25 protein-coding genes and 1 tRNA gene are annotated in these 23,609 nt (G+C 72.9%); 8 read left to right on the top strand and 18 right to left on the bottom strand.

From position 1 onward, the window contains the following. Positions 1 to 7: 7 nt before the first annotated feature. The 7 genes from ABZ098_RS03385 to ABZ098_RS03355 form a co-directional block, all read right to left on the bottom strand. Positions 8 to 1,102, bottom strand: a complete 1,095-nt coding sequence (locus ABZ098_RS03385) for a serine hydrolase domain-containing protein (RefSeq protein ID WP_356586728.1) — start codon at positions 1,100 to 1,102, stop codon at positions 8 to 10. Further along, positions 1,099 to 2,019 (bottom strand): hypothetical protein, encoded by a 921-nt coding sequence (locus ABZ098_RS03380; protein ID WP_356586726.1) that lies wholly within the window; start codon positions 2,017 to 2,019, stop codon positions 1,099 to 1,101. The genes ABZ098_RS03385 and ABZ098_RS03380 overlap by 4 nt, the downstream gene beginning before the upstream one ends. Continuing rightward, positions 2,016 to 2,996, bottom strand: a complete 981-nt coding sequence (locus ABZ098_RS03375) for a hypothetical protein (protein WP_356586725.1) — start codon at positions 2,994 to 2,996, stop codon at positions 2,016 to 2,018. The genes ABZ098_RS03380 and ABZ098_RS03375 overlap by 4 nt, the downstream gene beginning before the upstream one ends. After that, entirely contained in the window at positions 2,993 to 3,703 is a 711-nt protein-coding gene (locus ABZ098_RS03370; RefSeq protein WP_356586723.1) for a hypothetical protein, read from the bottom strand. The genes ABZ098_RS03375 and ABZ098_RS03370 overlap by 4 nt, the downstream gene beginning before the upstream one ends. A gap of 13 nt (positions 3,704 to 3,716) precedes the next feature. Beyond that, positions 3,717 to 3,905: a hypothetical protein gene (locus ABZ098_RS03365; RefSeq protein ID WP_007381710.1), complete on the bottom strand. Its 189-nt coding sequence runs from the start codon at positions 3,903 to 3,905 to the stop codon at positions 3,717 to 3,719. Between the two features lie 136 nt (positions 3,906 to 4,041). After that, the gene (locus tag ABZ098_RS03360; protein ID WP_356586721.1) at positions 4,042 to 5,418 is read right to left on the bottom strand and encodes a hypothetical protein; all 1,377 of its coding nucleotides are present in this window, start codon (positions 5,416 to 5,418) and stop codon (positions 4,042 to 4,044) included. An 80-nt stretch (positions 5,419 to 5,498) separates the two neighbouring features. After that, a complete protein-coding gene (locus tag ABZ098_RS03355) occupies positions 5,499 to 6,269 on the bottom strand; it encodes a DUF4097 family beta strand repeat-containing protein (RefSeq protein ID WP_356586719.1) in 771 nt (256 codons plus the stop codon). A gap of 212 nt (positions 6,270 to 6,481) precedes the next feature. Here ABZ098_RS03355 and ABZ098_RS03350 point away from each other — a divergent pair. Further along, positions 6,482 to 6,553, top strand: a tRNA-Val gene (locus ABZ098_RS03350). A 45-nt stretch (positions 6,554 to 6,598) separates the two neighbouring features. On the opposite strand, the gene ABZ098_RS03345 is transcribed toward ABZ098_RS03350, so the two are convergent. Beyond that, positions 6,599 to 6,937: a hypothetical protein gene (locus tag ABZ098_RS03345; protein WP_356586717.1), complete on the bottom strand. Its 339-nt coding sequence runs from the start codon at positions 6,935 to 6,937 to the stop codon at positions 6,599 to 6,601. Between the two features lie 110 nt (positions 6,938 to 7,047). After that, on the bottom strand, positions 7,048 to 8,334 hold the full coding sequence (locus tag ABZ098_RS03340; RefSeq protein WP_356586715.1) for an MFS transporter: 1,287 nt from the start codon (positions 8,332 to 8,334) through the stop codon (positions 7,048 to 7,050). A gap of 212 nt (positions 8,335 to 8,546) precedes the next feature. Here ABZ098_RS03340 and ABZ098_RS03335 point away from each other — a divergent pair, with 212 nt between their 5' ends. Continuing rightward, positions 8,547 to 8,972, top strand: a complete 426-nt coding sequence (locus ABZ098_RS03335) for a DUF6003 family protein (protein WP_356586713.1) — start codon at positions 8,547 to 8,549, stop codon at positions 8,970 to 8,972. Between the two features lie 582 nt (positions 8,973 to 9,554). On the opposite strand, the gene ABZ098_RS03330 is transcribed toward ABZ098_RS03335, so the two are convergent. From ABZ098_RS03330 to ABZ098_RS03320, 3 genes are all read right to left on the bottom strand, one after another. After that, positions 9,555 to 10,520, bottom strand: coding sequence for a YihY/virulence factor BrkB family protein (locus tag ABZ098_RS03330; protein ID WP_356586711.1), 966 nt, complete (start codon positions 10,518 to 10,520; stop codon positions 9,555 to 9,557). Between the two features lie 61 nt (positions 10,521 to 10,581). Beyond that, positions 10,582 to 11,130 carry a YciI family protein gene (locus ABZ098_RS03325; RefSeq protein ID WP_356586709.1) on the bottom strand — a complete coding sequence of 183 codons (549 nt, stop codon included), beginning with the start codon at positions 11,128 to 11,130 and terminating at the stop codon, positions 10,582 to 10,584. Between the two features lie 32 nt (positions 11,131 to 11,162). Beyond that, on the bottom strand, positions 11,163 to 11,918 hold the full coding sequence (locus tag ABZ098_RS03320) for a hypothetical protein (protein ID WP_356586707.1): 756 nt from the start codon (positions 11,916 to 11,918) through the stop codon (positions 11,163 to 11,165). A 101-nt stretch (positions 11,919 to 12,019) separates the two neighbouring features. On the opposite strand from ABZ098_RS03320, the gene ABZ098_RS03315 reads away from it, so the two are divergent. After that, on the top strand, positions 12,020 to 13,243 hold the full coding sequence (locus ABZ098_RS03315) for an MFS transporter (protein ID WP_356586705.1): 1,224 nt from the start codon (positions 12,020 to 12,022) through the stop codon (positions 13,241 to 13,243). A 387-nt stretch (positions 13,244 to 13,630) separates the two neighbouring features. Continuing rightward, complete coding sequence (locus ABZ098_RS03310) at positions 13,631 to 14,245, top strand: dihydrofolate reductase family protein (protein WP_356586703.1); 615 nt, start codon at positions 13,631 to 13,633, stop codon at positions 14,243 to 14,245. Here ABZ098_RS03310 and ABZ098_RS03305 read toward each other — a convergent pair. Beyond that, entirely contained in the window at positions 14,203 to 15,189 is a 987-nt protein-coding gene (locus ABZ098_RS03305; protein WP_356586701.1) for an alpha/beta hydrolase, read from the bottom strand. The two genes, ABZ098_RS03310 and ABZ098_RS03305, sit on opposite strands and share 43 nt — an antisense overlap. A gap of 182 nt (positions 15,190 to 15,371) precedes the next feature. Here ABZ098_RS03305 and ABZ098_RS03300 point away from each other — a divergent pair, with 182 nt between their 5' ends. Continuing rightward, a complete protein-coding gene (locus ABZ098_RS03300) occupies positions 15,372 to 15,893 on the top strand; it encodes a GNAT family N-acetyltransferase (protein WP_356586699.1) in 522 nt (173 codons plus the stop codon). 41 nt (positions 15,894 to 15,934) lie between these two features. Here ABZ098_RS03300 and ABZ098_RS03295 read toward each other — a convergent pair whose 3' ends face one another. Further along, positions 15,935 to 16,849 (bottom strand): 2-dehydropantoate 2-reductase, encoded by a 915-nt coding sequence (locus tag ABZ098_RS03295; protein ID WP_356587613.1) that lies wholly within the window; start codon positions 16,847 to 16,849, stop codon positions 15,935 to 15,937. 117 nt (positions 16,850 to 16,966) lie between these two features. On the opposite strand from ABZ098_RS03295, the gene ABZ098_RS03290 reads away from it, so the two are divergent. Beyond that, on the top strand, positions 16,967 to 17,197 hold the full coding sequence (locus ABZ098_RS03290; protein ID WP_356586697.1) for a DUF2277 domain-containing protein: 231 nt from the start codon (positions 16,967 to 16,969) through the stop codon (positions 17,195 to 17,197). A gap of 657 nt (positions 17,198 to 17,854) precedes the next feature. Here ABZ098_RS03290 and ABZ098_RS03285 read toward each other — a convergent pair. The 4 genes from ABZ098_RS03285 to ABZ098_RS03270 form a co-directional block, all read right to left on the bottom strand. Beyond that, positions 17,855 to 18,469: a VTT domain-containing protein gene (locus ABZ098_RS03285; protein ID WP_356586695.1), complete on the bottom strand. Its 615-nt coding sequence runs from the start codon at positions 18,467 to 18,469 to the stop codon at positions 17,855 to 17,857. 162 nt (positions 18,470 to 18,631) lie between these two features. After that, entirely contained in the window at positions 18,632 to 19,081 is a 450-nt protein-coding gene (locus tag ABZ098_RS03280) for a DoxX family protein (RefSeq protein ID WP_356586693.1), read from the bottom strand. A 278-nt stretch (positions 19,082 to 19,359) separates the two neighbouring features. Continuing rightward, entirely contained in the window at positions 19,360 to 21,039 is a 1,680-nt protein-coding gene (locus ABZ098_RS03275) for an alkaline phosphatase D family protein (protein WP_356586691.1), read from the bottom strand. 72 nt (positions 21,040 to 21,111) lie between these two features. Next, positions 21,112 to 21,756, bottom strand: a complete 645-nt coding sequence (locus ABZ098_RS03270; RefSeq protein WP_356586690.1) for an HNH endonuclease family protein — start codon at positions 21,754 to 21,756, stop codon at positions 21,112 to 21,114. Positions 21,757 to 22,104: 348 nt separating this feature from the next. Here ABZ098_RS03270 and ABZ098_RS03265 point away from each other — a divergent pair, with 348 nt between their 5' ends. Together ABZ098_RS03265 and ABZ098_RS03260 are read left to right on the top strand one after the other, a co-directional pair. Next, positions 22,105 to 22,686 (top strand): TMEM165/GDT1 family protein, encoded by a 582-nt coding sequence (locus tag ABZ098_RS03265; protein ID WP_356586688.1) that lies wholly within the window; start codon positions 22,105 to 22,107, stop codon positions 22,684 to 22,686. 192 nt (positions 22,687 to 22,878) lie between these two features. Beyond that, positions 22,879 to 23,547: an HAD-IA family hydrolase gene (locus ABZ098_RS03260; protein ID WP_356586686.1), complete on the top strand. Its 669-nt coding sequence runs from the start codon at positions 22,879 to 22,881 to the stop codon at positions 23,545 to 23,547. Positions 23,548 to 23,609: the final 62 nt, after the last annotated feature.

Genomic DNA, 23,609 nt, shown 5'->3' with positions numbered 1-23,609 from the left:
GGTCCCGCTACAACTCGGCCAGCAGGGCGTACGCCGTCGGCACGAAGGCGTCGCGGACGCGGAAGCGGCGGGTGCACACGGCGGCCAGCGCCGTACCGATGTCGGGCCGGAAGCCCAGGAAGGCCTGCTGACCGAGGGTCGCCCCGCCGTGGAAGTACATCGGTCCGCGCTCCGTCGGGTGCTGGAACCAGGCCACCGTGTGCACATGCCGGTGCCCGGCACCGCGCCGGAGCACAGGCCGGCGCACCGCGCGCAGCGCACCGGCCAGGGGCCGCCCCGACGGATCCAGGTGCGCTTCCAGGAACGTGAGCAGGTCGTACGGGGTGGCCCGGACGGCGCCGGCCGCCTGGAAGCCGCCGACGACCAGCGGGGGCACGGGCGTCGTGCCGTCCTTGCGGTGCCCGGTGGCGTCGGTGTCCGGGCCGCCGGGACCGAGGGTGGCGCCGCTCAGCCCGAGCGGCTCCAGCACATGACCGGTGAGCAGGTCGTCCCACGGGGTGGCGGTCGCCGCCGCCAGGGCGTGACCGAGGACGGCGACACCGAAGTTGGAGTAGTGCCAGCGGGTGCCGGGGCGGTGGCGCTGACGGTGGCGCAGGAAGGCGTCGACCACGCGCTCGGCGGGATAGCGGGCGTAGGGGTTGGTACGCCACGCCGGCAGCGCCCTGGCGAAGAAGTCGGCGGGCAGGGCGGGCAGACCGGCGGTGTGGGTGATCAGGTGGGCGAGGGTGACGGGGTGCTCGCCGGGCCGCCGGGCCGGGTCGAGCAGGGCGGCGGCCGGCTCGCCCGCGGACAGCAGGCCCGTGTCGGTCAGGTGGGCCAGCAGCAGTCCGGTGAACGTCTTGGAGGCCGACCCCATTTCGTAGCGCGCCTGCTCACGGGGGACGAGCGGGGGCGGCGCGGTGCCTCCGGCGCGCACGGTGCGGCGACCGTGCCGGGACAGGGCGAAGACGACGTCGGGCGCGTCCACGGCGGCGACCGCCTCGTCGAGCCGCCGCCGTGTCGCCTCGTCGTCGAGGGGCACGTCCTCCGACGTGACGTCGGCGAAGTCGAGCGGGTCGCCCGGCCAGGGAGCGGGACGCGCCGCTCGTGCGCCGGCCGTCATGACGGGGTGTGCGCCAGTCGCGTCAGGGCGCGGGACATGGCCAGCACGGAGGCGAAGGCGGCGACCAGCGTCGGGTGGTAGACGACGTCGAACACCTCGTCGGGTTCGCCCTGCGGCATGCTGCGCACGGCGGGCATCGCCCCGTCGGGCTGCTGGGCGGCGGCGAAGCCCTCCCACGCCCGCTCGTCGAAGGTGGGCCGGGGCAGACAGGCGTCCACGACGAGCAGTTCACCCAGCAGGTCCCAGCGTCGCAGGTCCAGCCAGTCGTCCAGCCAGACCGGCAGCCAGGTCGCGAGGTAGTCGGCGACCTCGGCCGGCAGACCGTCCGGGTTCTCGCCCCAGTCGGTGAGGTGGAAGACGGTGTGGGTGATGTCGTAGGCGATGTGCCCCTCCACCGTCCAGGGTTCGGGGGAGCGCCCCAGCCAGGTCGCGCCGACGAGGTCGGCTTCCGGCGGGCGGGGCGGCAGGCCGAAGCGGCGCTGGAAGGCGGACAAGCCGAGACGGCGGACCGGTGACATCTCCAGGGCGGCGAAGCTGTCCAGCCGCTGGTTGAGCCGGAAGGCCCGCTCGGCCTCGGGGCTGCTGTAGCCCAGCTCCTTGAACGGCAGGTACACCTCGAAGGGGATGGGCGAGATGGGCTCGGTGTGCTGGCCGCGCACCAGCATCCGACCGCCGTCCAGCGTGTGGCACCAGGCGTGGTCGATCAACTGCCGTGCCAGCGTGGTCTGCCGGGACCCGGCAACGCCCTCGCGGAACAACACCTTGCAGATGAGCGCCAGTTCACCGACCGGTTTGAAACGCTCCAGGAAGCCGACCTCCGGGTCGACGTCCAACTCCAGCCGGAAACCGTCGCGGTGGGTGTGCAGCCACTCCAGGGCGCCGACCCCGACCTGGTGGATGAGACGTGTGTGGTTCATCCCGGCACTCCTTGTCCGCCGTCCACCCCGTCCGCCGCCTCGTCGTCCCCGGCCGCCTCACGCAGCCGGTCGACGGTCAGCACGGCGGCGAAGGCCGTCATCAGCGTCGAGTGGTAACAGTCGAGGAAGGCGGGAGCGGTCGTACGGCTGCCTCGCCCGCCGACCTCGGGGACGGCACCGGAGTCGTCCTGGGCCGGGGCGAGCCTCGCCCACGCCTCCTGGAACAGGGCGCGTTCCGGCGGGCCGGGCAGACTGCTCGCCACGGCCAGCAGTTCGCAGCTCAGGTCCCACTGCTCGTCCTCCAGGCAGGTGTCGAGCCAGGGCGCGAGCCAGTGCCGCAGGTAGGCCGCGAGCGGCGGGGGCACGGCCTGCGGGGTCAGGCCCCAGTCGGTGAGATGGAAGATCACATGGGTCAGCGTGTAGCCGGCGGCCAGCTCGAACGTCCACGGCTCCGGCAGGCCGGCGAGCCAGGTGCGGTCCAGGGCCCGCCGCATGTCCCCGTGCTGCGCGATGCCGCTGCGGCGCTCGGAGTTGAGGACGCTCATGCGCCGGTTCGGTTCCTGCTCCGTCACGTGCCAGCCGCGGGTACGGGCCACCGTCGCGGTGGCGTGCTCGTAGTCGGCGTGGCGCAGGCCCGCCGACGCGAACGCCGCGTACACCTCCAACGGATACGTCGCGAAGGGTTCCAGGCGCTGCAACTCCGTGAAGAGGGCGCCACGTCCGGTCTGCTGCCACGCGAACGCCAGCAGGTCGGAGGCCATCACATGGAGCGGGTCGGCCGGATCGGTGTGCCGTCGTACACAGACGCACACCTGGGCCAGCTCACCGAGGGGCTTCCAGGTGGTGTTCACGTTGCCGTGCTCGGCGAGCGCGTCGTCGCCGAGCGCGAAACCGTCGCGGTGGGCGCACACCCAGGACAGCGCGGACTCGCCCAGGTGCCGGATCTCGCGCGCCGCCGGTACCTCGGGCGCCGTCACACCAGCACTCCGGTCCGCATCCGTTGGGCGGCCTCGACCTGCAACGCGACCCGGGCGTCCGTGCCGCCCATCTGGGCCACGAACTCCAGCCCGGTGTCCAGGCCCAGTGTCCGCGGCACGTCGTCGAGGAGGACCAGCCAGCGTCCCGCCCCGGCCGCCTGGAGCCAGTCGCGGCGGCGGACCGCCCGGACGAATCCCCGGGCGACGTCGACCGGGCGGTGGCGTGCCACCCGGGCCACCGCGCAGTCCTCGCCGGGCAGCGCCAGCGGGGCGAGCACAGCGAGTTGGTGGGTCAGGAACTGCCACGGCGCGTCGTCGAGCCAGTCCGTGCCGGGCTCGGCGTCGTCCCACGCGCCGTCGAGGGAGGCGTCCAGCCGCAGGAGCGCCCGCCTCATGGCCCAGTGGCTCCACACCGAGGTGGGAGGGGCTTCGGCGGAGGGCGGGTAGGCGTGCACGGCCTTGCCGAACACCGTGAGATCGGCGGGTTCGGGGGGCGGACAGCGCAGCAGGACGCTCGGCAGGACGGCATCGGCGCCCACCACCCGTACGGCGGCGAGGGACGGGTCGGCGGTCGTCGCGGGTCCGTGCCCCTCGGCGACCGTGCCTGCGAGCCGGAAGCGGTCTCCGCTCCGAAGAGCGGAGACCAGTTCCGACGTGAGGCCCTGCACCGCGCCCGCGAGGCGGGTCGAAGTGCCTGACTGCTCCATTCGGATTCTCCCGTCAGCCCTTCTTCGGCCGTGGCGTCGGAGGCGACAGCAGGAGGTTGCTCGACGAGGACGTCAGAGCAAGCGCCGCGCACTGGCGGCTGTCGCGGTAGTAGCCGTCGGCCTCGACGGGGTCGAGAGCCGCTTCGACGTCGGTGCCGGGGACCTCGGTCAGGTCCTCGAGCTGGAACTCGGTGGAAGACATACCACCATCTCCTTTGCGAGAGATATGCGGGTCTTCATCCATGTCACCGCATTGGGGCGATCTATGCAAAAAAGGGTGATTTGTCTAGTTCGTGCGAGATTCAATCTCCCGCTCGTGAGCGCGTGGCGAGCACCCGTCAGTGCGCGCCGCCGCGCTCCTCGCGGATCTGCGAGACCACCCGGGCCACCGACTGCCGTACCGCTTCCGTCTCGGTGAGGAAGTGCCAGTAGTCGGGGTGGCGGCCCTCCAGGCCGGCGATCGCCCGGTCCAGGCGGGCCACCGAGTCGTCCAAGGGGCGTGCGTGCCGCGGATCGGGGGTGGTGCGGCCGGTCATGGCGAGGCGCTGGGCGTCGCGGATGGCGAAGCGGGTGCGGTCGATCTCCTGCTGGGGGTCCTTCTGCACGGCGTTCAGCCGACGCAGCCGGTCACCGGCGGCGGAGACGGACTCGTCGGTGGCGTTGAGCAGCGCGCGGACCGTGGAGAGCAGGGCGGTCGCGTCCGGCCAGCGCTGTTCGTCGCGGGCGGCCCGGGCCTCACGGAGCTTCCGCTCGGCCTGCCGGACGTTCTCCGCGGCCTGGTCCGGGACGTGCTGGAGGTCCTGCCAGCAAGCGGCGGTGAACCGGCGGCGCAGTTCGCTGAGGACCGGGTCGACCTGGCCCGCGCGCGTGGTGAGGGCCTCGGCGCGGGTGCGCAGCGAGACCAGCCGGTGGTCGATCTCGGCGGCCCGCTCCGGCAACCGCTCGGCCTCCACCCGGATCGACTCGGCCTCCCGGGCGACCCGCTCGGCCCGCTCCAGCGTCTGCGGTACGCCGTGCTGCCCGGCGCCCTGGTTGAGCTTGGTCAGCTCGGACCCGAGGGCGGCGAGCCGGGCGGCGAGGTCGTCCGCCCTCAGCCCCGACTCCCGTACGGCGTCCAGGGCGTTGGAGGCGGCCAGCAGCCCCTGCCGGGCCCGCTCCACGGCCGGGGCGAGGCGGGCGAGCTGGGTCTCCGCCTTGCCCAGCAGCGGGCCGAGGCTCTCGCCGAAACGGTCCAGCTCCTTCTTGACGTCGCCGAGCTCGTCCTTGGCCCGGGTGAGCTCGGTGCGCGCCTGGGCGGCGACCGCGGCCTCCAGGTCGTCCCGGTCGAGGTCATGGGCGTCGACGGCCTCGATGTAGCGCTGACTGGCCGTGTCGATCCGCCCGCTGATCGCCTGGAAGTCGGCGACCGCCCGCCGGGCCGCGGGAGAGTCGTCGACGGCCGTGATCGTCTCTATCGAGATCCGCAGATCCCGCTGGGCGGTGTCCAGTTCGTAGAACGCGGCCGCGGCGGCGTCCTTCGCGGCCTGCGCCTCGGCCCGCTGGCTCTCCGCGCGCCCGCCGAACCAGCGCCGGGTGCCGCCGCCGGCGAACGCGGCCGGCAGCGCCAGCGCGGCCAGCAGCGGCAGGCCGACGAGAGCGAGGGTGTCCCTGAGTGCCTGACGGTGTGCGCGCGGCACCGACGCCGACGAGTACGGCCGCGATGGTGTCGCCGTCACATCCCTCTCCCGTGCTGTGGTCCGTCCTGGCGGTGCCCGGTGTCATTCTCCCACCGGTAATGGACGAACACACGGGCCGGTCAGTTCGCGGTTCGCACCGTGACCTTCCCGTCTCCGCTCTGGGCGGACACGAAGTGGTCGCTGGAGTCGGACCGGGGCACGGACACGTCGACCCCTCCGTCGCCGGTCTTGGTGTCCACGCGGTAGGCGGCCCTCGGCAGCTCGACGGTCACCGAGCCGTCGCCGCTGCGGGTCTCCACCCGGTCCGGTACGGCGCCGAGTTCGAGGTGGAGCGAGCCGTCGCCGGTGCGGGCGGTGACCCGGCGGGAGGTGACCTGTGCGCGCACCGACCCGTCGCCGGTGCGCAGCTCCAGCGGCCCGCTGGAGTCGGTGACCCGCACGGACCCGTCCCCGGTGCTGATGCTCAGCGGGCGGGTGAACCCGGTGGCGCGCACGCTGCCGTCACCGTCCTCGACCTTCACGGCGATGTCCCGCGGCACCTCGATGCGGTGCTTCGCCGCGCAGTCGGCCACCACACCGCTGCACTTCATCCGCAGCACCAGCCGGTCGTCCTTCATCGACCAGGTCACCTCGGGGTCCTTGCCGATGGCGACGGTCCCCTGGAACCAGCGGGTGACCTCGACCGTGCCCGACTTGTTCCCGTCGGCGGCGACGATCTCCAGCGCCGAGTCGTCGGAGTCGACGGTCAGGGTGCGCCCCTGGAGGGCGAAGGACCTGTGGTCGGGGGTCTTGTCGTCCCCGGCGGAGGCACCGCAGGCGGTGGCCCCCGCGACGACGAGCGCGACGACCCCGGCCGCGGCGGCGGCACGTGCGGGAACTGAACGGACCATGACGATCTCCCCCTGATCCACCCTGGGCGGGCGGTCGCGGGCACTCCGCGACTCTGCTTCGACCCTAGGGAGCGGGGGTCCGGCGGGGGATCCGGGCCGCTCCCGGATCGGGGGTGGGGTTTTCCCCCGTATCCACCCTGACTTCCTCGGGCCCCTGGGTAAGGGTTTGCAGGACAGGGTCCCGGGCAAGGTAGGCTGTCGACTCGTCTCTCGGGTGCGTAGCTCAGGGGTAGAGCGCCTGCCTTACAAGCAGGATGTCGGCGGTTCGAAACCGTCCGCGCCCACATCGAGAAGGACCCCGGCCGAACTCGGCCGGGGTCCTTCGTCGTTCAGCTCGCCTCCTGCTTGCGGGACGCGTGCTTCAGCCCGGTCCGGGCGTCCACGCGGGCCGGTGCCTCCACTTCCGTCCAGAAGCGGTGGGTGGTGACGAACACCGCGAGTTCGTGCTCGCGCCGCCGGAGCTTCTCCACCTCGGCCTGTTCATCGGGCGTCCAGCCGGGAGAGGCGGGGCGCTCCACCTTCCGCCAGCCGTTGTCGTCGCTGAAGCCGTCCAGCGGTGCGACCGACCAGGGGAGCCGCTTGAGCAGGGCCGACAGCTCGGCCCGGACCTGATGCAGCTCCTCCTGACCGGCGAGGAGGTCACTCGGAAAGTCATAGGTCTCAGCCACGACGCAATGCTACGCCTGTTCGATTTTGGGTGGCGAGTGGCTTCGGGAGGTTCATGCGAACGGGCGGCACTCAGGCGAACGGGCGGCGGTCAGCCGGTCGCGAGGCCGGTTCAGCCCGCGCTTGCCGGAAGCGTCCGTCCCAGGCGGGCGAGCGGGGACAGGACCATCAGGGCCGGCGACACAAGCATGGCCGCCGCCGTCACCAGCAGGCTGGCGCGCAGCCCCCACTCCTGCGCGAGGTACCCGCCGAGGAGGGAGCCGAGCGGGGTCAGGCCCATGCCGACGAACGTGATCGTGGCGGCCGCGCGGCCCTGCATCCCGTCCGGGGTCACCGCCTGCCGGACGGCCATGACCGTGACGTTCACCAACTGCCCGCCCGCCCCGAACACGAAGCCCACGGCGAGGAGCGCGGCGACCGTCACCGCGGACGAGCCGTGCAGCGCGGGCACCCACAGGAACGCGCCGTCGCCCAGCGCCGCCGCCGACACCAGCACCACGCCGTGACCGAACCGGCCCGGCAGTCGGGCGGCGAGCAGCGAGCCCAGGAGCGCGCCCGGCCCCGCCGCCGCGAGCGACAGCCCGACGACGGTGCCGGACAGATGCAGTTCACGCGGCAGGAAGAGCAGATAGACGGCCATCAGCGCGGCGAAGGAGAACTGGAAGGCCGCCGAGGCGAGGCACACCGTCCGCAACGAGGTGTCGCGTACGACGAAACGGAGGCCCTCCGCGATCCGCCGCCCTATGTGAGAGGGACGTCCCGAGCGCTCCGGGAGCGACTCGCGGCGACGGATCCTGCGGATCGACAGGAACGACAGCGCGAAGAAGAGCGCGCCCGCCGCCGCGGCGATCGGCGCCGACAGCCAGGACACCAGCGCACCGCCGAGGGCGGGACCACCGATCTGAGCCGCGGACCGGCTGCCCTCCAGGGCGCTGTTGCCCCGCACCAACTGATCGCGTCCCACCAGCCGCACGAGGGACGACTGGTAGGCGACGTCGAAGAACACGGACAGGACGCCGACGGCGAAGACGACCACGAACAGCGCGGGCAGGCCGAGCCCGCCGAGGAGCCCGGCCAGGGCGGCCGCGCCCAGGGCCAGGGTCCGGCCGGCGTCCGCCAGCACCATCACCGTGCGGGTCCGCCATCCGTCCACCCACGCGCCGACGAAGAGCGACAGCAACAGGATCGGCGCCTGGCCGACCGCTCGCAGGACGCCCAACTGGCCGGCACCCGCGTGGAGGGTCAGGACGGCGAAGAGCGGCAGCACCAACAGGCTTGTGTGCTCGCCGAGTTGGGAGGCCGTCTGGCCCACCCAGAGGCTACGGAAGTCGCGGTCCCGCCACAGGCTCGGCGGGGCGGGGCGACCGGAATCGGACACGGCGGAGGAAGGAGTCGGCACGGAGATCCTCGGATCGAAGGCTGCGGTGCCACACCGTCGGGGGCGGCACGCGATGACAGGCCGGACCCTCGGTCACGGCCTACGACGTCAACGCGCGCTCGGAAGACCGGGCATGTCCTCGCTCCTCTTCGGTCACTCGCCGAACCCGAACATTAGCCGGGCGAGGCGGGGTAATGGGAGGTCGATCCGCCCCTGGTGAGAAGGAGCCGAGGATGACCGACGACGCCTACCTGTTCCTGCTCGACGACGCGTCCGCGCGACTCGGTGTGGCCCCCGCCGCCGTCGGCGAGCTCGCCTGCATGGAGACCCCCGCGGTCCGCGCGTGGCTGGACGCCCAGGGAACCACGCCGACCTCACCGCATCTGCGGCTGCTGCCCCCTGAGGAGACCGCCGCCGTGCCCGAGGGCGCCGAACGGCTGCCCGTGCCGCTGAGCGACGAGGAACTGACCCGGGTCCGCCACCACCTGGCACCCGAGTCGCTCGCCGGGGTCGAGGAGGAGCTGCTCGCCTACCGCGACTGCGCGGACGGCCGGGACGGGCTGATCGGACGCGCGCTGGCCGCCGGTGTGCCACCGCACCGCATCGTCGAACTGACCGGCGTGGACCCCGCGACGGTCACCGCAGCCGCACAGAGCTGACCGGGGGATCGTCGCCCCTGGTTTCCCGCACGTGGGTCGAGAGGGCGCCGCGCCCGGTCTCGCACGCCGGGTCGGGAGCTGTCGTGTCGGTCGTGGCGGGTCTCGCGCGCTGGGGCGGGGCGTGTCGGGTGTCGCGTGCTGGGTCGGGGACTGTCGTGTCGGTCTCGCACGGGCGGACGTGAGACCGTCGCCTCCGGTCTCGCTCACCCGGCCGGGAGGCCGTCGCGTCTGGCCTCGCACACCCGACCGGAACCCGTCGCCCCGGTCTCACACCCCGGGCCAGGAGACTGCCACCCAGGCTCACTCACCCGGCCGGGAGACCGCCGTCCCCTGATGCGCACGCCGTGCCCGACGCCGGAAGGGCGTCCCGGTCGGCGCGCCGGGGGTGCGGGCGGGAGGCTGCCACGCCCTGCCGGCTCACCCGACGGGACGGCGTCGCCGCTGGTTTTGCAGCCGGGCCGGGAATCGTCGAGCCCGGCTCACTCATCCGGTCGGGAGACCACACCCCCGGATTCACACGCCCGACCGGGAAACTGCCGCGCACGGCTGACTCACTCGGCCCGGACCCCGTCACCCCCGGTCTCACACCCCCGGCCCCGGATCCGGGTGTACGGCTGACTCGATGCCCGCGCGGGCCGCTTCCAGTTGGGCGGCGAACGCGATGCCGAGGAAGAGCGCGACGGCGGTGAGGTTCGCCCACAGGAGCAGGGCGATGAAGGCCGTGAGCGGCCCGTACACGGCGCCGAAGGCACCGCTCTCCTCGACGTACAGCGCGAGCAGCCAGGTGGCCGACACCCACAGCAGCAGGTGTACCGCCGAGCCGAACGCCAGCCAGGTGTAACCGGGCTGCACCCGGCGCGGTGACCAGCGGAAGATCACGGCGGAGGCCACCCAGGCCAGCGCGAGCCCGACCGGCAGGTCCAGCACGCCCCACCAGCGCGGCCCGCCGCCCTCCAGGCCCGTGGACTCGGCCACCGCGTCGCCCACGGCCTCCCCGGCGACCAGCGTGACGAAGCCCAGCACCAGGGGGAGGCCGGCGGCGAGCGCGAGCACGATCCCGCGCGCGTACTTGCGCGGGAAGGGACGGTCGCGTTCGATGCCGTAGATCCGGTTCGCGCCGCGCTCGATCTGGCCCATGGCCGAGGCGAGGTTCAGCAGGGCGAAGCCCAGACCGAGCCACAGGGCGAGCGTGCTCCAGACACTGCCGTGCGCGGTGCGGCGCGTTCCGTCGAAGGCGTCCTTCACGATGTCGGCGCTCGCCCCCGGCACGATCCGGCCGAGCGTGAGCTCGATGATCCGGCCCACCCCTTCCGTGTGCACCGACGTGGCCAGGCCGACCAGCGCCACGGTGCACGGGACGAGACCGAGCACCACCTGGAAGGCGAGGGCCCGGGCGTTGGTGAAGCCGTCGGCGTACCGGAACCGCGCGAAGGAGTCGGTCAGCAGCCGCAGGCCGCCGTAGTGGCGCAGCGCGGTGAACGCCTCGTCTCCGGAGAGCTCGTCCCCGATCATGTCCCGGGTCTGCGGGACGCGGACGGCGGTACCCATGGCGTGGACGCTCCTAGGTCGTACGGCTGGTCCCTGTGCGGTTGCCCCGAGAACCGGGTTGTCAGCGCCGTCCGCCGAACTCCCACTCGTGGACCTCCACCGCCGCGTACCGGTCCGCGGTCAGCACGGCCCGCGCCCGGTCCGGGTCCGGGGCGCGGACCAGGGCCGCCGTGCCCAGCCAGGCGGTGGCGTCGTCCGACAGGAGGGGGCCGTAGGCGATCAGGTCGTCCTTCCCCGGCGGTACGGCGAGGTCGACGGCCTCTCCCGTGCCGAGACCGAGCACCAGGTACCGGTCGCCGCCGCTCCGGCCGCCGGGGAAGTCCCACATGGTGCGGCCCAGCAGGTTGCGCCAGCGGCGCAGCAGCACGTCCCGGTAGGCGCCCGCCTGGTAGTTGGGCTCGTCGAACGCGAACGCGCGCGCCGCGGCGGGATCGGGCAGGTCGACGATGTGCACGCTCCCGGTGGGGGTCTCGCCGTCGGGGGCGAACGTCGGCCCGCGGGCGATGAGTTCGGCCTCGTAGCCGTCCATGTACGACCAGTGCGCTTCCGTCAGCTCCTCGCGCAGGGGCAGGGATCCGGGCCGGTCACGGTGGTAGCAGAAGAACTCCATGGCGAGGAGCCTTGCCCACCGACGCCTCCATCTCAACGGCATTCTCCCGGTGGCGTGAACGTCAGCTCCGCGAGCATCGGGGCCAGACGGGCGGCGAGCCCCGGCCGGAAGCGCTCGAGCTCGGCCGTGACGACGCCGACCGTGGCACTCAGGGCGCGAAGGAGTTCCGCGGCGTCGAGCGAACGGACGAGAGTCGCCTCCAGCGCGGTCGAGAGGTCGGCGGGGAGCAGATGGGCGCCCTTCGCGTACGCGGCGGGGTGACCGAGTCGCAGACAGGCCAGGGCGATGACGTGGTCGCGCAGGGCACTGATCCAGTGCTCGGCCTGCCACCGGCGGGCGCGCTCGACGCACACGCGCGCGTGGAGGGCGTGATGCCACAGGAGACCGATCAGGGTGTCGGCGTCCGGCGGAGCGAAGGGTTCGAGGGGACGGGGCGTGCCGAAGACCGTCCGCCATTGCGGGCCGCGCGGGCCGAACTCGCCCTCCGGCGTGAAGGTCAGGTCGATCTCCAGCCAGCCCGGCAGAAGGAACACGCGGACGACGGCGGCCCCGACGGGCAGGTCCCAGTGGTGCCGGGCGCCGAGATCGTCGTAGAGCCAGCCGGTCCACCGTTCCAGGGTCGGTGCGAGGGCGCCGCGGACGGCCAGGACCAGGTCGGTGTCCGACCAGCGGTCCTGGTCGTCCACGGCGTACGAGCCCGTGAAGGCGGCGCCCACCACGCTGTCGTCGGCCTCGGCCCGCGCGAGCAGCCGCTCCCGCAGGCGGTCCCGTTCCCCGACCGTGAACATCGGCCCCGCTTTCGTCCAAGTGTCGTCGCTTCTTTGTCCATGGACCCGTCCGCGGCCGGGACGCGAGGGTCGGTCCATGAGCGCGGATCTCGAGGATTGTCGTGCATAGCCCGGCGATCGAGCGGCGGCGGACGCCAGGCGGGCTGCTCGCGCTGGCCGTCGGCGGGTTCGGCATCGGGCTGACCGAGTTCCTGATCGCGGGGCTGCTGCCGCAGGTGGCGTCGAGTTTCGCGGTGTCCGAGGCGGCGGCGGGCCGGCTGATCTCCGGATACGCCGTGAGCGTCGCGATCGGTGCGATCGTCCTGACGGCGGCGACCGCGCGGCTGCCCCGCAAACACGTCCTGGTCGGCCTGCTGGTCCTGTTCGTCCTCGGCAACCTGCTGTCCGCGATCGCCCCCAGCTACCCGGTGATGCTGCTCGGGCGGATCGTCGCGGCGCTGTGCCACGGCTCCTTCTTCGGCATCGGCTCCCTGGTCGCGCGCGGCCTGGTCGCCCCGGAACGCACGTCCCGCGCGGTGGCCGTCATGTTCGCCGGGCTGACGGTCGCGAACGTGCTCGGCGTGCCGTTCGGCGCGCTGGTGGGGGAGCGCTGGGGCTGGCGGGCCGCGTTCTGGGCGGTCACCGCGGTCGGACTGCTCGCGCTCGCGGGAATCATCGCGTGCGTGCCGAGCCGCGCCGGAGGGGCCCCGGGGACGGGACCGGCGCCGCCCACGGCCCTGCGCGCCCAGGTCGGCGCGTTCCGGTCCGGGCAGGTCTGGCTGACCCTGGCGGCCACCGCGCTCGGCTACGGCGGGATGTTCGGCGCGTTCAGCTATATCGCGTACACGTTCACCGAGGTCGGCGGGTTCTCCTCGGCGGACGTCGCCTGGCTGCTCATGGTGTACGGCGTCGGCCTGGTCGTCGGCAATCTGCTCGGCGGGCGGGCCGCCGACCACGACCGCGACCGTGCGCTGGTGCTCGCCCTCTCGGGACTCACCGTCACCCTGGCCGTGTTCGGGCTGCTCGCCGGCAGCGCGACGGCGTCGGTGGTGCTGGTGTTCCTGATGGGGGTGTTCGGGTTCGCCGGCGTCCCCGGCCTGATCACCCGCGTCACCGACTACGCGCGCGGAGCGGCCCTGGCGGCCGGCGCCAACGTGTCCGCGTCCAACATCGGCAACGCGCTGGGCGCCTGGGCCGGCGGCCTCGCGATCACGGCGGGCCTGGGCTACAGGGCTCCGCTGTACGTCGGCGCGGTCATGGTGCTCACCGCGGTCGCCGTCATGGCGGTGGCCGCGCGTCGGGCGAGGCCGTCGGGGCGACAGGACCGCGCCACGGTGGTTCGGTGACGGCTGTGTGTGGGGGGGGAGTGGCCCGGGGCGGGGTGTCCAACCGCCAGCCCTGTCACGGCTGTTGCTGCGCGTGGGGTGAGGCCGTGGGGTGAGGTCGTGGGGTGGCGAGGCTGTGCGGTGGCGGGGCGATGACGGTGTGGGGGCGGGGCCGGTCTGGCGGGGGCGGGGGCACCGGCGGGGCACGGTGATCACCGTCGTCGCCGCCGTCACTGGCGTGCCCGTCATTGCCGGGCCCGTCACGGTCGTCGCCGCCGCGCCTCGGGCGGGTCCTGCGGGGGTGGCAGGTGGGCCGGGCCGTGCCTCGGTGGCCCCGGCGATGACTTCTGGGGGCGCGGCAGGTCTTCACCGAGAACAGGAGCGCCCACCCCGGGAAAGGGAACAGCCATGGAGAAGTCCCAGAACGCGCCCACCGTGTCGGCGGTGGACATGGAGCCGCAGATCGCCGCCGGCAAGGTGCTCTGGCACTTCACCATGTCGTTGGACGGGTTCGTGGCGGGCCCCGGACACACGATGGACTGGATGACGGGGTTCTCGTTCCGGCCGGGCCTCGTCGAGGAGTACGCCGCGACGACCGGGGCCGTGCTGGGCGGCCGGGACGGCTGGGACGCCTTTCCCGACGCCGGCACCATCTACGGCGGCGCGTGGCAGGGGCCGCTGTTCGTCCTCACGCACCACCCCGAGGACGCGCGACCCGCCGCCGGCGTGACCTTCCTGAACTGCGACGTCGCCGACGCCGTCCGGATCGCCCTGGAAGCCGCCGGCGGCAAGAACGTGGAGGTCTTCTCGCCCTCCATCGGCCGACAGCTCCTGGAACGCGGGCTCATCGACGAGATCGACCTCCACATCGCGCCCGTCCTGCTGGGCGACGGGATCCGGCTGTTCGACCGACCCGGCGGCGCACCCGTCCGTCTCGAACGCCATGGCGACGGCGACGGCACGGCCGCGGTGAACGTGCGCTACCGCCCGCTCACGACCGATCCCAGCCAGTCGGTCAGGTGACGGCCGACCTCCTCGGGACGCTCCTGCTGGATCCAGTGGCCGCAGCCGTCGAGGAGGTGGGCGGCGTGCAGACCGGGCAGGGTGGTGGGGAAGGCGTCGATGGCGTCGGACAGCCAGGTGGTGGAGGCGTCCAGGGTGCCGCCCAGGAAGAGGGACGGCTGGCGGATCGGCGCTCCCGCGTAGGCGGCGAGGTCCTTCCAGTCCCGGTCCATCGCGCGGTACCGGTTCAGGGCGCCGGTCAGTCCTGTCCGCTCGAACTCCCCGGCGTAGACGTCGAGATCGTCCTCGGTGAGCCAGGCCGGGAGGCGGTCGGCGGGGAAGCGGTCGCGCAGTCGCCCGCCCGGTGCGACGAAGTGGGGATCGGCGGGCACGAGGCCGGCGTCGGGCGTGGGCATGGTGTCGGCGGAGAGCGCGGCGTAGAAACCGGCCAGCCAGCCGCGCACGTCCGGCTCGATCTCCCGCTCGGCCCGGCCCGGCTCCTGGAAGTAGGAGACGTAGAACTCCTCCTCCCCGCCGATCCCCGCGAAGACCTCGCTGGGGCGGGGGCCGCCGGGCGGGGTGTACGGCACGCTCAGCAGGGCGACCGCGGGGAAGACGTCCGGCCTGAGCAGCGCCGAGTGCGCGGCGATCGTCGCACCCCAGTCGTGCCCGACGACCACCGCGGAACGCTCGCCGAGCGCCTCGACCACGGCCGCGTTGTCCTCCACCAGCTCGGTCATCCGGTACGCCGCCACCGCCTCCGGCTTCGAGGAGCGGCCGTATCCGCGCACGTCCACGGCGACCGCGCGGTATCCGGCCGCGGCCAGCACCGGCAGCTGGTGGCGCCACGAGTACCAGGACTCCGGGAAGCCGTGCAGCAGCAGGACGAGGGGCCCGGTGCCCTGTTCCACGAGGTGGATCCGGCCGGCGGGACCGGGGACCAGGCGGTGCGTGAGGTGCGGCATGTGTCCTCCGTACGTACGGGTCACGGGGTGCGGGTCACGGGTTGCTTGTTACGGATGGCGGTCCCGGATTGCGGGTTACGTCGATCCTGCGGGGTGGCGGCCGGGTGAGGCGAGATCTTTTGCCGGGTCGGCAAATCCACAGGTCGGGGGCGTTGTCAGACCCGGCGCCTAGGGTGGCTGACATGGATACGGAGCAGGTGCGGCCGGTGCGGCTGGTGCCTTGGGCGGAGGGCGACTTCTGGCTGTTGGAGCGGACCAACAGCCCGGAGATGACCCACCATGTGGGCGGGCCGGAGACCGAGGAGAAGCTCGTCGCACGGCATCGGCGGTACGTCGAGCTGTCGTCGGGGCGGATGTACCGCGTCACGCTCGCGGACGGCGGCGAGACCGTCGGCTCGGTGGGGTTCTGGGAGCGTGAGTGGCGGGACTCCCTGATATGGGAGACCGGGTGGGGGATCCTGCCGGAGTTCCAGGGACGGGGACTGGCCGCGCAGGCGGCCCGTGCCGTCGTGGAGGAGGCACGGGCCGCCGGCGTCCACCGGTATCTGCACGCGTTCCCGAGCGTGGAGCACGCCGCGTCGAACGGCGTCTGCCGCCGGGCCGGCTTCACGCTGCTCGGGGAGGCCGAGTTCGAGTACCCGAAGGGGCACTGGCTCACGTCGAACGACTGGCGGTACGACCTGACGGGAGAGGACGGCCGCTGAGAACGCGTGCCGGGCTGGGCGGCGGCGGTCCGGGCGGACCGTCAGTCGTCGGCGTCCGCCAACTCCCCTACCACCCGGGTCGCGCAGGGCACCTTCACCCCGTGCCGGTCGGCCGCGCGCAGCAACGCCCCGCCGATCGCGTCCAGTTCGAGGGGCCGGCCCGCCTCCGCGTCGCGCTGCATCGAGGACTTCATGCCGGGCGGGAAGGCGTCGTAGCGGGCGAGGGCCTGGGCGGCATCGGCCGGGCCGCCGCAGGCCGCGCTGACCGCGGCGGTCTCCTCGACCAGGGCGGTCAGCTCGGCGCGGTGGCGGGTGCGCACCTCGCCGAGGGGGAGGGCGTACAGCGTGGTGAGGAGGGCGAAGGGAGCGAGGAAGGACATCTTGGCCCACAGGGCGGCCGTCTCGTCGTCCAGGACACGGGTCGTGGGGCCGGCCGCGGTCAGGACGGAGGCCAGTGCGTCGAGCCGCTCTCGGGGGACGCCGTCGCCGGTCAGGTCGAGCTCGGCGAAGGGGCTGCCGTGCTCGATGACGCCCGGTGCGACCCTCGTCGACTCGACGCGGATCACCGCGGGGGCGACCCGGTCCGGGCGGTAGCGGGCGCGCAGGGTCGCCGGGTGCTCGACGCCGTTCAGGAGGGGGACGACCAGGCCGTCGCCCAGGGTGGCAGGCGGGACGCGGTCGAGGGCCGAGTGCAGGGAGGTGTGCTTGACGGCGATCACGCAGGCGTCGACCGGTTCGCGCAGTTCGGTGTCGGCCTCGACGGGGGTCGTGAAGTCGCCGAAGGTGCCGCTGCGGACCTCGACACCGGCTGTGCGCAGGGTGGTTGCCGTGTCGTCGCCGGCCAGGCAGATCACCCGGTGTCCGGCGCGGGCCAGGAGGGCGGCGAGGAGGCCGCCGGTGCCGCCGGGACCCAGGATTGCCACGGTGAGTTTCCGGTGCGCGGAGTCGTGCGCCATGTCGAGTTGTTCCTCTCGTCGGTCGGCCCCGGGGTCGGTGGCCGCCTCGGCGAGGATCATGGCATTCGGAACGGGCGGACGGAAGCACCGATCCGCTCGGGGAGGGAGACTGTCGGTATGTGCCGCAGTATCAAGACGCTTCGTCCGCCTGTGTTGCCCGAGGAGGCGACGGAGGAGGAGATCCGGGCCGCCGCGCTCCAGTACGTGCGCAAGGTGTCGGGCTTCCGGGCCCCCGCCGCCCACAACCGGGAGGTCTTCGAACGGGCCGTGGAGGTGATCGCGGAGGCGACGGCGGAGTTGCTCGCGGGCCTGGAAGTCCGCGGAGCCGCACGCCGCGAGGCGAGCTGACCGCATACCCCGCGCGGGGCCGTCCGGGGCGGACCCCGCTCACCGTCCTGCTCCCGGCCGACGTGCGCTCTGCTGTCGCGTGCGGGTGCGTGCGTGCCCCGCGGCTTGACCTGCCTGGTCGCGGGGCCGTGCCGTCGCGCCGCTCCACTGTGTCCGAGGTGAGGTACGCCCTGCGGTGGCGGGCTGGAACGTGCCCCGGCCGCAGCTGGACTTGCGTGGAGGCGGCGGGGCCGTGCCGTTGCAGGTTCCACAGGCTCCTGGTCGACGTGCGCTCTGCTGTCGCGTGCGGGTGCGTGCGTGCCCCGTGGCTTGACCTGCCTGGTCGCGGGGCCGTGCCGTCGCGCCGCTCCACTGTCTCCGAGGTGAGGTACGCCCTGCGGTGGCGGGCAGGAACGTGCCCCGGCCGCAGCTGGACCTGCCTGGCGGCGCGGCTCCGTGCCGTTGCAGGCTTCACCGGCTCCCGGCCGACGTACGCTCTGGCGTCGCGGCTTGACTTGCCTGGGGCTGAGGAGCCGTATCGGCGTACGGCTCCGCCGCCGAGGCCCCGCTACCGTCGGGCGGGTGCCGCCGAAGGCTTGACCTGGGGCGCAGCCGTATCGACCCACGGCCGGCTCCGCCGACCCACAGCCCACGGACGCCCTGCCGTGGCCGACGCCGTCAGCGTGCTGCCCCGGCCTGTTCGGGGCGTGGCCGCATCACGTAGGCCGCCGCCGCCCCCGCTCCGAACAGCGCCGCCACCGACACCCCCGTCGCCAGCCAGGTCGCCCCTAGCCAGTGCGCGCCGAAGTAGCCGAGGGCCACGCTGTAGGCCGCCCAGGAGAGGCCCGCGAGGGCGGACCAGGGGAGGAAGTCACGGGCCCGGCGGTGGGCGGTGCCGGCCAGGAGGGAGACCACCGAGCGGCCGGCGGGAGCGAATCGGGCGAGGACCACCAGGGCCCCACCGCCCGCGGCGAGCGCGTCGCCGAGACGTTCCTGCGCGGTGGTGAGCCGACGTGAGCGGGCGATCGCGCGGTCGAGGCGCTCACCGCCGCGGAAGGCGAGGCGGTACGCCGCCAGGTCGCCCAGCACGGAGGCGGTCGTCGCGCAGAGGATCAGGGCCATCACATCGGGCACCCGCCCGGTCGCCGCGCTGCCCGCGGCCGCGGCCGTCGCGGCCGTGATGACCAGCACCCCGCTGGGCAGCAACGGCACGAACACGTCAAGGAGCACCGACAGCGCGACCATGGCGTAGATCCATGGACTGCCGGTCAGTGACCCCAGGCTCTCCAACACCGCGACTCCCCGTGATTCCCCCGTAGACAGCCATACAGCGTACGCGTGGGCAGTGACAGGAGATTCACGGGGGGCTCATGAGATGGGCGCGGCATGTTCACCCGGCTGCCTCGTGCGGTGCCCTCCCCCAAGACGCGGGGGAGGGCACCGCACGGGCTCGCCTCAGACGGCCACCGGCTCCGCCGCCGGCTTTCGTTCGTCCGCCGAGCGCTTCGCGAACAGCCGGTCCAGGCCGAACGCGCCGGACCCGGTGAAGACCAGCAGCAGGAAGGCCCAGCTGAACATGGCCGCGGCCTCGCCGCCGTTCTCCATGGGCCACAGGGCCATCGGCTGGTGGACCTTGAAGTACGCGTACGCCATGGATCCCGAGGCGAGTAACGCGGCCGCGCGCGTGCCCAGGCCGAGCAGGACGAGGCTGCCGCACACGAGTTGGATCACGGCCGCGTACCAGCCCGGCCAGGTGCCCGCTTCGAGGGTGCCGCCGTCGGTGCCCGCGGCACCGCCGAGGACGCCGAAGAGGGAGGCGGCGCCGTGGCAGAGGAAGAGCAGGCCGACGACGATGCGATACAGGCCGAGGACGTATGGCTGGGCGCTGTTCAGGCGTCCGGTCATGGTGGGGGACTCCTTCGGTCGGGTCGGTCCCACAGGGGGTCGCCCAGGGGGATGGGACCGGGTCGGGCCCTCCACGCTAGGTGCGCCTGATCAATGCTTGCAAGTTCAACATTTAGCCATTGGTTTACCTCTTCCACCTCTTCCGTTTCACCCGCAGCCGCACGTGGAGCGACTCTCGACCTTCGTGCCATCGCCCGAAAGTGTGTCCGAATCTCCACCTGCTCCGGGCACGGCTTGGTGTCGCAACTACCTTGCAAGCAGCTCCGCTTGACGGTGTGTCAAATATCGCGCCGGGCAAGCGGGGACGACTTGCGGCCGGTGCCCCCGGTGAGGTCGGACTCCGAGACCGTCACCAGGTGCGTCCGGCCCTCACCCGAATCCCGGGCGTGGTCCAGTCGCAGTCGCGCCGAACGGCCGTTCATCGTCAGGGTCATGAGCTGGTTGCCGAACCAGGGGCCGCCGGTGTGCCGCCAGGACACCGGCGGCCGCGCACAGCCTCCGTGCCGGGCGAGCGCCCGCCCGAGCGCCCGCGCCGTCGCGCTCCAGCCGAAGCGGAATCCGAACCGGATGTAGCCGGGCACGGAGTTGTGGACGGGCGAGCAGGTGAGCTGGAGGACGCGGGCGTCCGGGCCGCCGGTGCGCCACTTCGGCTCGGCCACGTACGCGTGGTGCACGTCCCCCGACAGCACCAGCACCGTCGCCGGCGCCTCGGGACCCGTACCCACCTCGGCGATCAGATCCGCCAGCGCCGCGAAGGAAGCGGGGAACGCCGCCCAGTGCTCCAGGTCCGCCTTGCGCCGCAGGTTCTCCCCGAACCGGGCCCAGCGCGCCCCGCGCTCCCCCCGGCACAGCGCTGCGTCCCACGCCTCGGCGTCGTGCACCAGGTGCGGCAGCAGCCAGGGCAGCGAGGTGCCGATCAGGAGGTGGTCGTAGGAGGAGCGGTCCTCCAGCACCTGCTCACGCAGCCACTCCGCCTCGCCGGGGTCCAGCATCGAACGGTTGTCCTCGTCGAGGACGCGGGCCGCGCGGGAGTCGACCATGACCAGCCGCACCCGGCCGAAGTCGCGCCGGTAGCTCCAGCGCACGGAGGCCGCGTCGGCCTCGGCCCGGCAGGCGAAGGCGCGCAACTCGTCGGTGCCGTCGGGGGATCGGCGGACGGCGGCGTAGAGGGGGTCCGCGGCCAGTTCGGACGGGGGGAGGTTGCCCAGGTGCTGGTAGACCCAGTACGACATCAGCCCGCTCAGCAGTCGTTCCCGCCACCAGGTGAGGGTGCGCATGTCCTCGACCCAGGAGGCGGAGGTGTTCCAGTCGTCGATGACGTCGTGGTCGTCGAAGATCATGCAACTGGGCACGGTGGACAGCAGCCAGCGCACCTCGGGGTCGAGCCAGGACTCGTAGTAGAGGTGGGTGTACTCCTCGTAGTCCGCCACCTGGGCGCCCGGCGGGTCGCTCAGATCGCGGCGGGCGGCCAGCCAGCTCTGCGTGGCCGGGGAGGTCTCGTCGGCGTAGACCTGGTCGCCCAGGAGCAGGAGGACGTCCGGCCGCTCGCCCTCCGGCTCGGCGGCGACACGGGCCGCGAGGGTGTCCAGGGCGTCGGGTCCCACGGGGTCCTTCTCGCCCTCCGGGGGCGCGGCCCAGCGGCAGGAGCCGAAGGCGACCCGGACGGGCGCCTCCTCGGTGGGCGTGTGGATCACCGACGGCGGGAACGGCGAGTCCGGCAGCGGCCACACGCGTGTGCCGTCCAGGAACACCTCGTACGACCGCTCCGTGCCGGGGGAGAGGCCGTCGACCGGGACGAGGGCGTAGTAGTGCCCCGCGATCTGGAAGGTGGGGGCCTCGCCGCCGGTGCCGTCCGAGCAGCGCACCTCGGCGGTGCACGGACGGCTCGTCTCGACCCACACGGTCGCGGACGAGCCGTCGACGTACCTGAGCAGTGGTCCGACCCGCAGATCCGTCACGTGATCCTCCTCCGTCGCCCCGTACGGTACGGAACGACGGAGGCCCGCGGGGAGATTCCGGTCATGGAATCGTCAGCAGTTGGCGAGGTAGTTCGTGAGCGCGCTCTTCTCGGCGGAGTCGACGGAGAGGCCGTAGTAGTACTTCACCTGGACCCAGGCGCGCACGTAGGTGCAGCGGTACGAGGTGAGCGACGGCATCCAGGTGGCCGGGTCCTGGTCGCCCTTGGACTGGTTCACGTTGTCGGTCACCGCGAGGAGCTGCGGGCGGGTGACGTCGTTGGCGAAGGACTGGCGCCGGGCCGTGGTCCAGGCGCTCGCGCCGGAGTCCCAGGCCTCGGCGAGCGGGACCAGGTGGTCGATGTCGACGTCGGAGGCGGCGGTCCAGGTGGCGCCGTCGTACGGGGAGTACCAGCTGCCGCTGGTGGCGGCGCAGGCGGAGTCGGTGACGACGTTCGAGCCGTCCCGCTTGAGGATGTACTCGCGCGTGTTGCAGGTGCCGCTGATGGTGATCCAGGTCGGGAACAGGTCCCGGCTGTAGCCGGTGCGGTTCTCGGTCGCCACGGTGAGCGAGGCGAGGTAGGTGCGGGCGGTGGCCGCGCTGACCGGGGTGGGGAGGGCGGCGGAGGCGGTCGGGCCGTTGAGGACCGCGACGGAGGCTATGAGCGCGGTGAGCGCGCCGAGTATGCTGAGCCGTCGACGCGCGTAGAACTTCGGCATGCGAACTCCCTTGGGGGGCGGGGGCGTTGGAGAGCGAGCGATCGAATGCTCGCGGCTCCGTGTTGCGGGGAGATGTGCGTTCGGTGAGAAGTTAGTGACGTGGACATGACACGACAAGGTTTACGGCGAAACGATCACGTAGACTTGACCGCAGTTGAAGGGGAGTAGCTCTTCGCCGGACCGTCGACATACTGCTCAGCTCGTCTGAGCCGGCGCCCGGAGGCAGGTTCTTCAGGGACCGGCCAGCGAGACCTTCGGCCAGTAGTGCACTGACTGTGTGCTGCCGTGCCGAGGCGTCGTTTCGCAGGAACACTCTCGGTGGGGCAGCCCCCGACCGATTGAGGACCCTTGATCAGCTTCACCGTGACGGCCGTCGTCTTCGGCGTCGTCTTCCTCGCCGAACTGCCCGACAAGACCGCGCTCGCCGGGCTCGTCCTGGGCACCCGCTACCGCGCCTCCTACGTCTTCGCCGGCGTCGCCGCGGCCTTCGCGCTCCATGTCGCGCTCGCCGTCGCGGCAGGCAGTGTGCTCACCCTGCTGCCGCAGCAGATCGTGCAGGCGCTGACGGGCGTGCTCTTCCTCGGCGGCGCGGCCGTCCTGCTGCTGAAGAAGGACGACGGCGACGAGGAGATCCGCAAGCCCGAGGACCAGTCCTTCTGGAAGGTCGCCGGGGCCGGGTTCATGCTCATCCTGGTCGCCGAGTTCGGTGACCTGACCCAGATCATGACGGCCAACCTCGCGGCCCGCTACGACGACCCGCTCTCCGTCGGTCTCGGCGCGGTGCTCGCGCTGTGGGCGGTGGCCGGCCTCGGCATCGTCGGCGGAAAGGCCCTGATGAAGCGGGTCCCGCTGAAGCTGATCACCAAGGTCGCGGCGCTGCTGATGCTGGCGCTCGGGCTGTGGAGCCTGTGGGAGGCCGTGGCCGGCTGAGCTGAACGGCGGGTGAACTGTTCCGGGCGGTCCGCGGGGGGTGGTGGCGGGAACCGGCCCGATTTTGTACCGTGGAGAAACAAAGTGGCCTCCGCCCGTTTTCCCTGACCGGCGGGCGGGGCCGCCTTGTTCCTCCGGGGGGTGCGGGGGAGACACCTCCGAAGCCCCACGTCCCGCGTCTTGGAGCTGCCGATGACGGCCACCGCCGCCCCCACCGTGCTCACCGCCCGCGCCCTCCTGCTCGACATGGACGGCACCCTCGTCAACTCCGACGCCGTGGTGGAACGCATCTGGCGCCGCTGGGCCGACCGGCACGGGCTGGACGGCGACGAGGTCATGAAGGTGGTCCACGGCCGCCAGGGGCACGCGTCGATGGCGGTCCTGCTGCCCGACCGTCCCATGGAGCAGAACCTCGCGGACAACGCGCGCATGCTCGCCGAGGAGACCGCGGACATGGACGGGGTGGTCGCGATACCGGGGGCGCCGGAGTTCCTGGCGTCCCTGCGGGGGCTGCCGCACGCGCTGGTGACCTCGGCCGACGTCCCGCTGTCCACGGCCCGGATGGCGGCCGCGGGACTGGAGCTGCCCGGTGTCCGCGTGACCGCCGAGTCCGTGGGGGCGAGCAAGCCGGATCCCGAGGGGTTCCTCAAGGGGGCCGCCGAGCTGGGTGTGGCGCCCGCCGAGTGCGTGGTCTTCGAGGACTCGGGGGCGGGGATCGCGGCCGGGAAGGCGGCGGGCATGCGGGTGGTGGGGGTCGGCCCGAGGGCCGGCCTGCACGGGCCGGACGTGGTGGTGCGGGACCTCACGCAGGTGCGGGTGGAGGCCCTGGAGGACGGCACGATCAGGCTGCACGTGGGCTAGCGGCCCTTCGGGGTGCGTGGGGTCGGGGCGCATCCCACGTCACCGCCCTATCGGGAGCGTCC

Source organism: Streptomyces sp. NPDC006335 (assembly GCF_040612795.1).
In the GTDB taxonomy this organism is placed as follows: domain Bacteria; phylum Actinomycetota; class Actinomycetes; order Streptomycetales; family Streptomycetaceae; genus Streptomyces.
Note: the sequence above shows the minus strand (reverse complement) of the source record. Positions and strands in the feature narration are given on the sequence as shown.

Coding starts and splice junctions, on each gene's coding strand:
- ABZ098_RS03310 (WP_356586703.1), top strand. CDS start 13,631: ATGGAGAAGTCCCAGAACGCGCCCACCGTGTCGGCGGTGGACATGGAG.
- ABZ098_RS03290 (WP_356586697.1), top strand. CDS start 16,967: ATGTGCCGCAGTATCAAGACGCTTCGTCCGCCTGTGTTGCCCGAGGAG.
- ABZ098_RS03270 (WP_356586690.1), bottom strand. CDS start 21,756: ATGCCGAAGTTCTACGCGCGTCGACGGCTCAGCATACTCGGCGCGCTC.
- ABZ098_RS03335 (WP_356586713.1), top strand. CDS start 8,547: ATGACCGACGACGCCTACCTGTTCCTGCTCGACGACGCGTCCGCGCGA.
- ABZ098_RS03305 (WP_356586701.1), bottom strand. CDS start 15,189: ATGCCGCACCTCACGCACCGCCTGGTCCCCGGTCCCGCCGGCCGGATC.
- ABZ098_RS03295 (WP_356587613.1), bottom strand. CDS start 16,849: ATGGCGCACGACTCCGCGCACCGGAAACTCACCGTGGCAATCCTGGGT.
- ABZ098_RS03320 (WP_356586707.1), bottom strand. CDS start 11,918: ATGTTCACGGTCGGGGAACGGGACCGCCTGCGGGAGCGGCTGCTCGCG.
- ABZ098_RS03325 (WP_356586709.1), bottom strand. CDS start 11,130: ATGGAGTTCTTCTGCTACCACCGTGACCGGCCCGGATCCCTGCCCCTG.
- ABZ098_RS03330 (WP_356586711.1), bottom strand. CDS start 10,520: ATGGGTACCGCCGTCCGCGTCCCGCAGACCCGGGACATGATCGGGGAC.
- ABZ098_RS03260 (WP_356586686.1), top strand. CDS start 22,879: ATGACGGCCACCGCCGCCCCCACCGTGCTCACCGCCCGCGCCCTCCTG.
- ABZ098_RS03380 (WP_356586726.1), bottom strand. CDS start 2,019: ATGAACCACACACGTCTCATCCACCAGGTCGGGGTCGGCGCCCTGGAG.
- ABZ098_RS03370 (WP_356586723.1), bottom strand. CDS start 3,703: ATGGAGCAGTCAGGCACTTCGACCCGCCTCGCGGGCGCGGTGCAGGGC.
- ABZ098_RS03300 (WP_356586699.1), top strand. CDS start 15,372: ATGGATACGGAGCAGGTGCGGCCGGTGCGGCTGGTGCCTTGGGCGGAG.
- ABZ098_RS03385 (WP_356586728.1), bottom strand. CDS start 1,102: ATGACGGCCGGCGCACGAGCGGCGCGTCCCGCTCCCTGGCCGGGCGAC.
- ABZ098_RS03365 (WP_007381710.1), bottom strand. CDS start 3,905: ATGTCTTCCACCGAGTTCCAGCTCGAGGACCTGACCGAGGTCCCCGGC.
- ABZ098_RS03280 (WP_356586693.1), bottom strand. CDS start 19,081: ATGACCGGACGCCTGAACAGCGCCCAGCCATACGTCCTCGGCCTGTAT.
- ABZ098_RS03355 (WP_356586719.1), bottom strand. CDS start 6,269: ATGGTCCGTTCAGTTCCCGCACGTGCCGCCGCCGCGGCCGGGGTCGTC.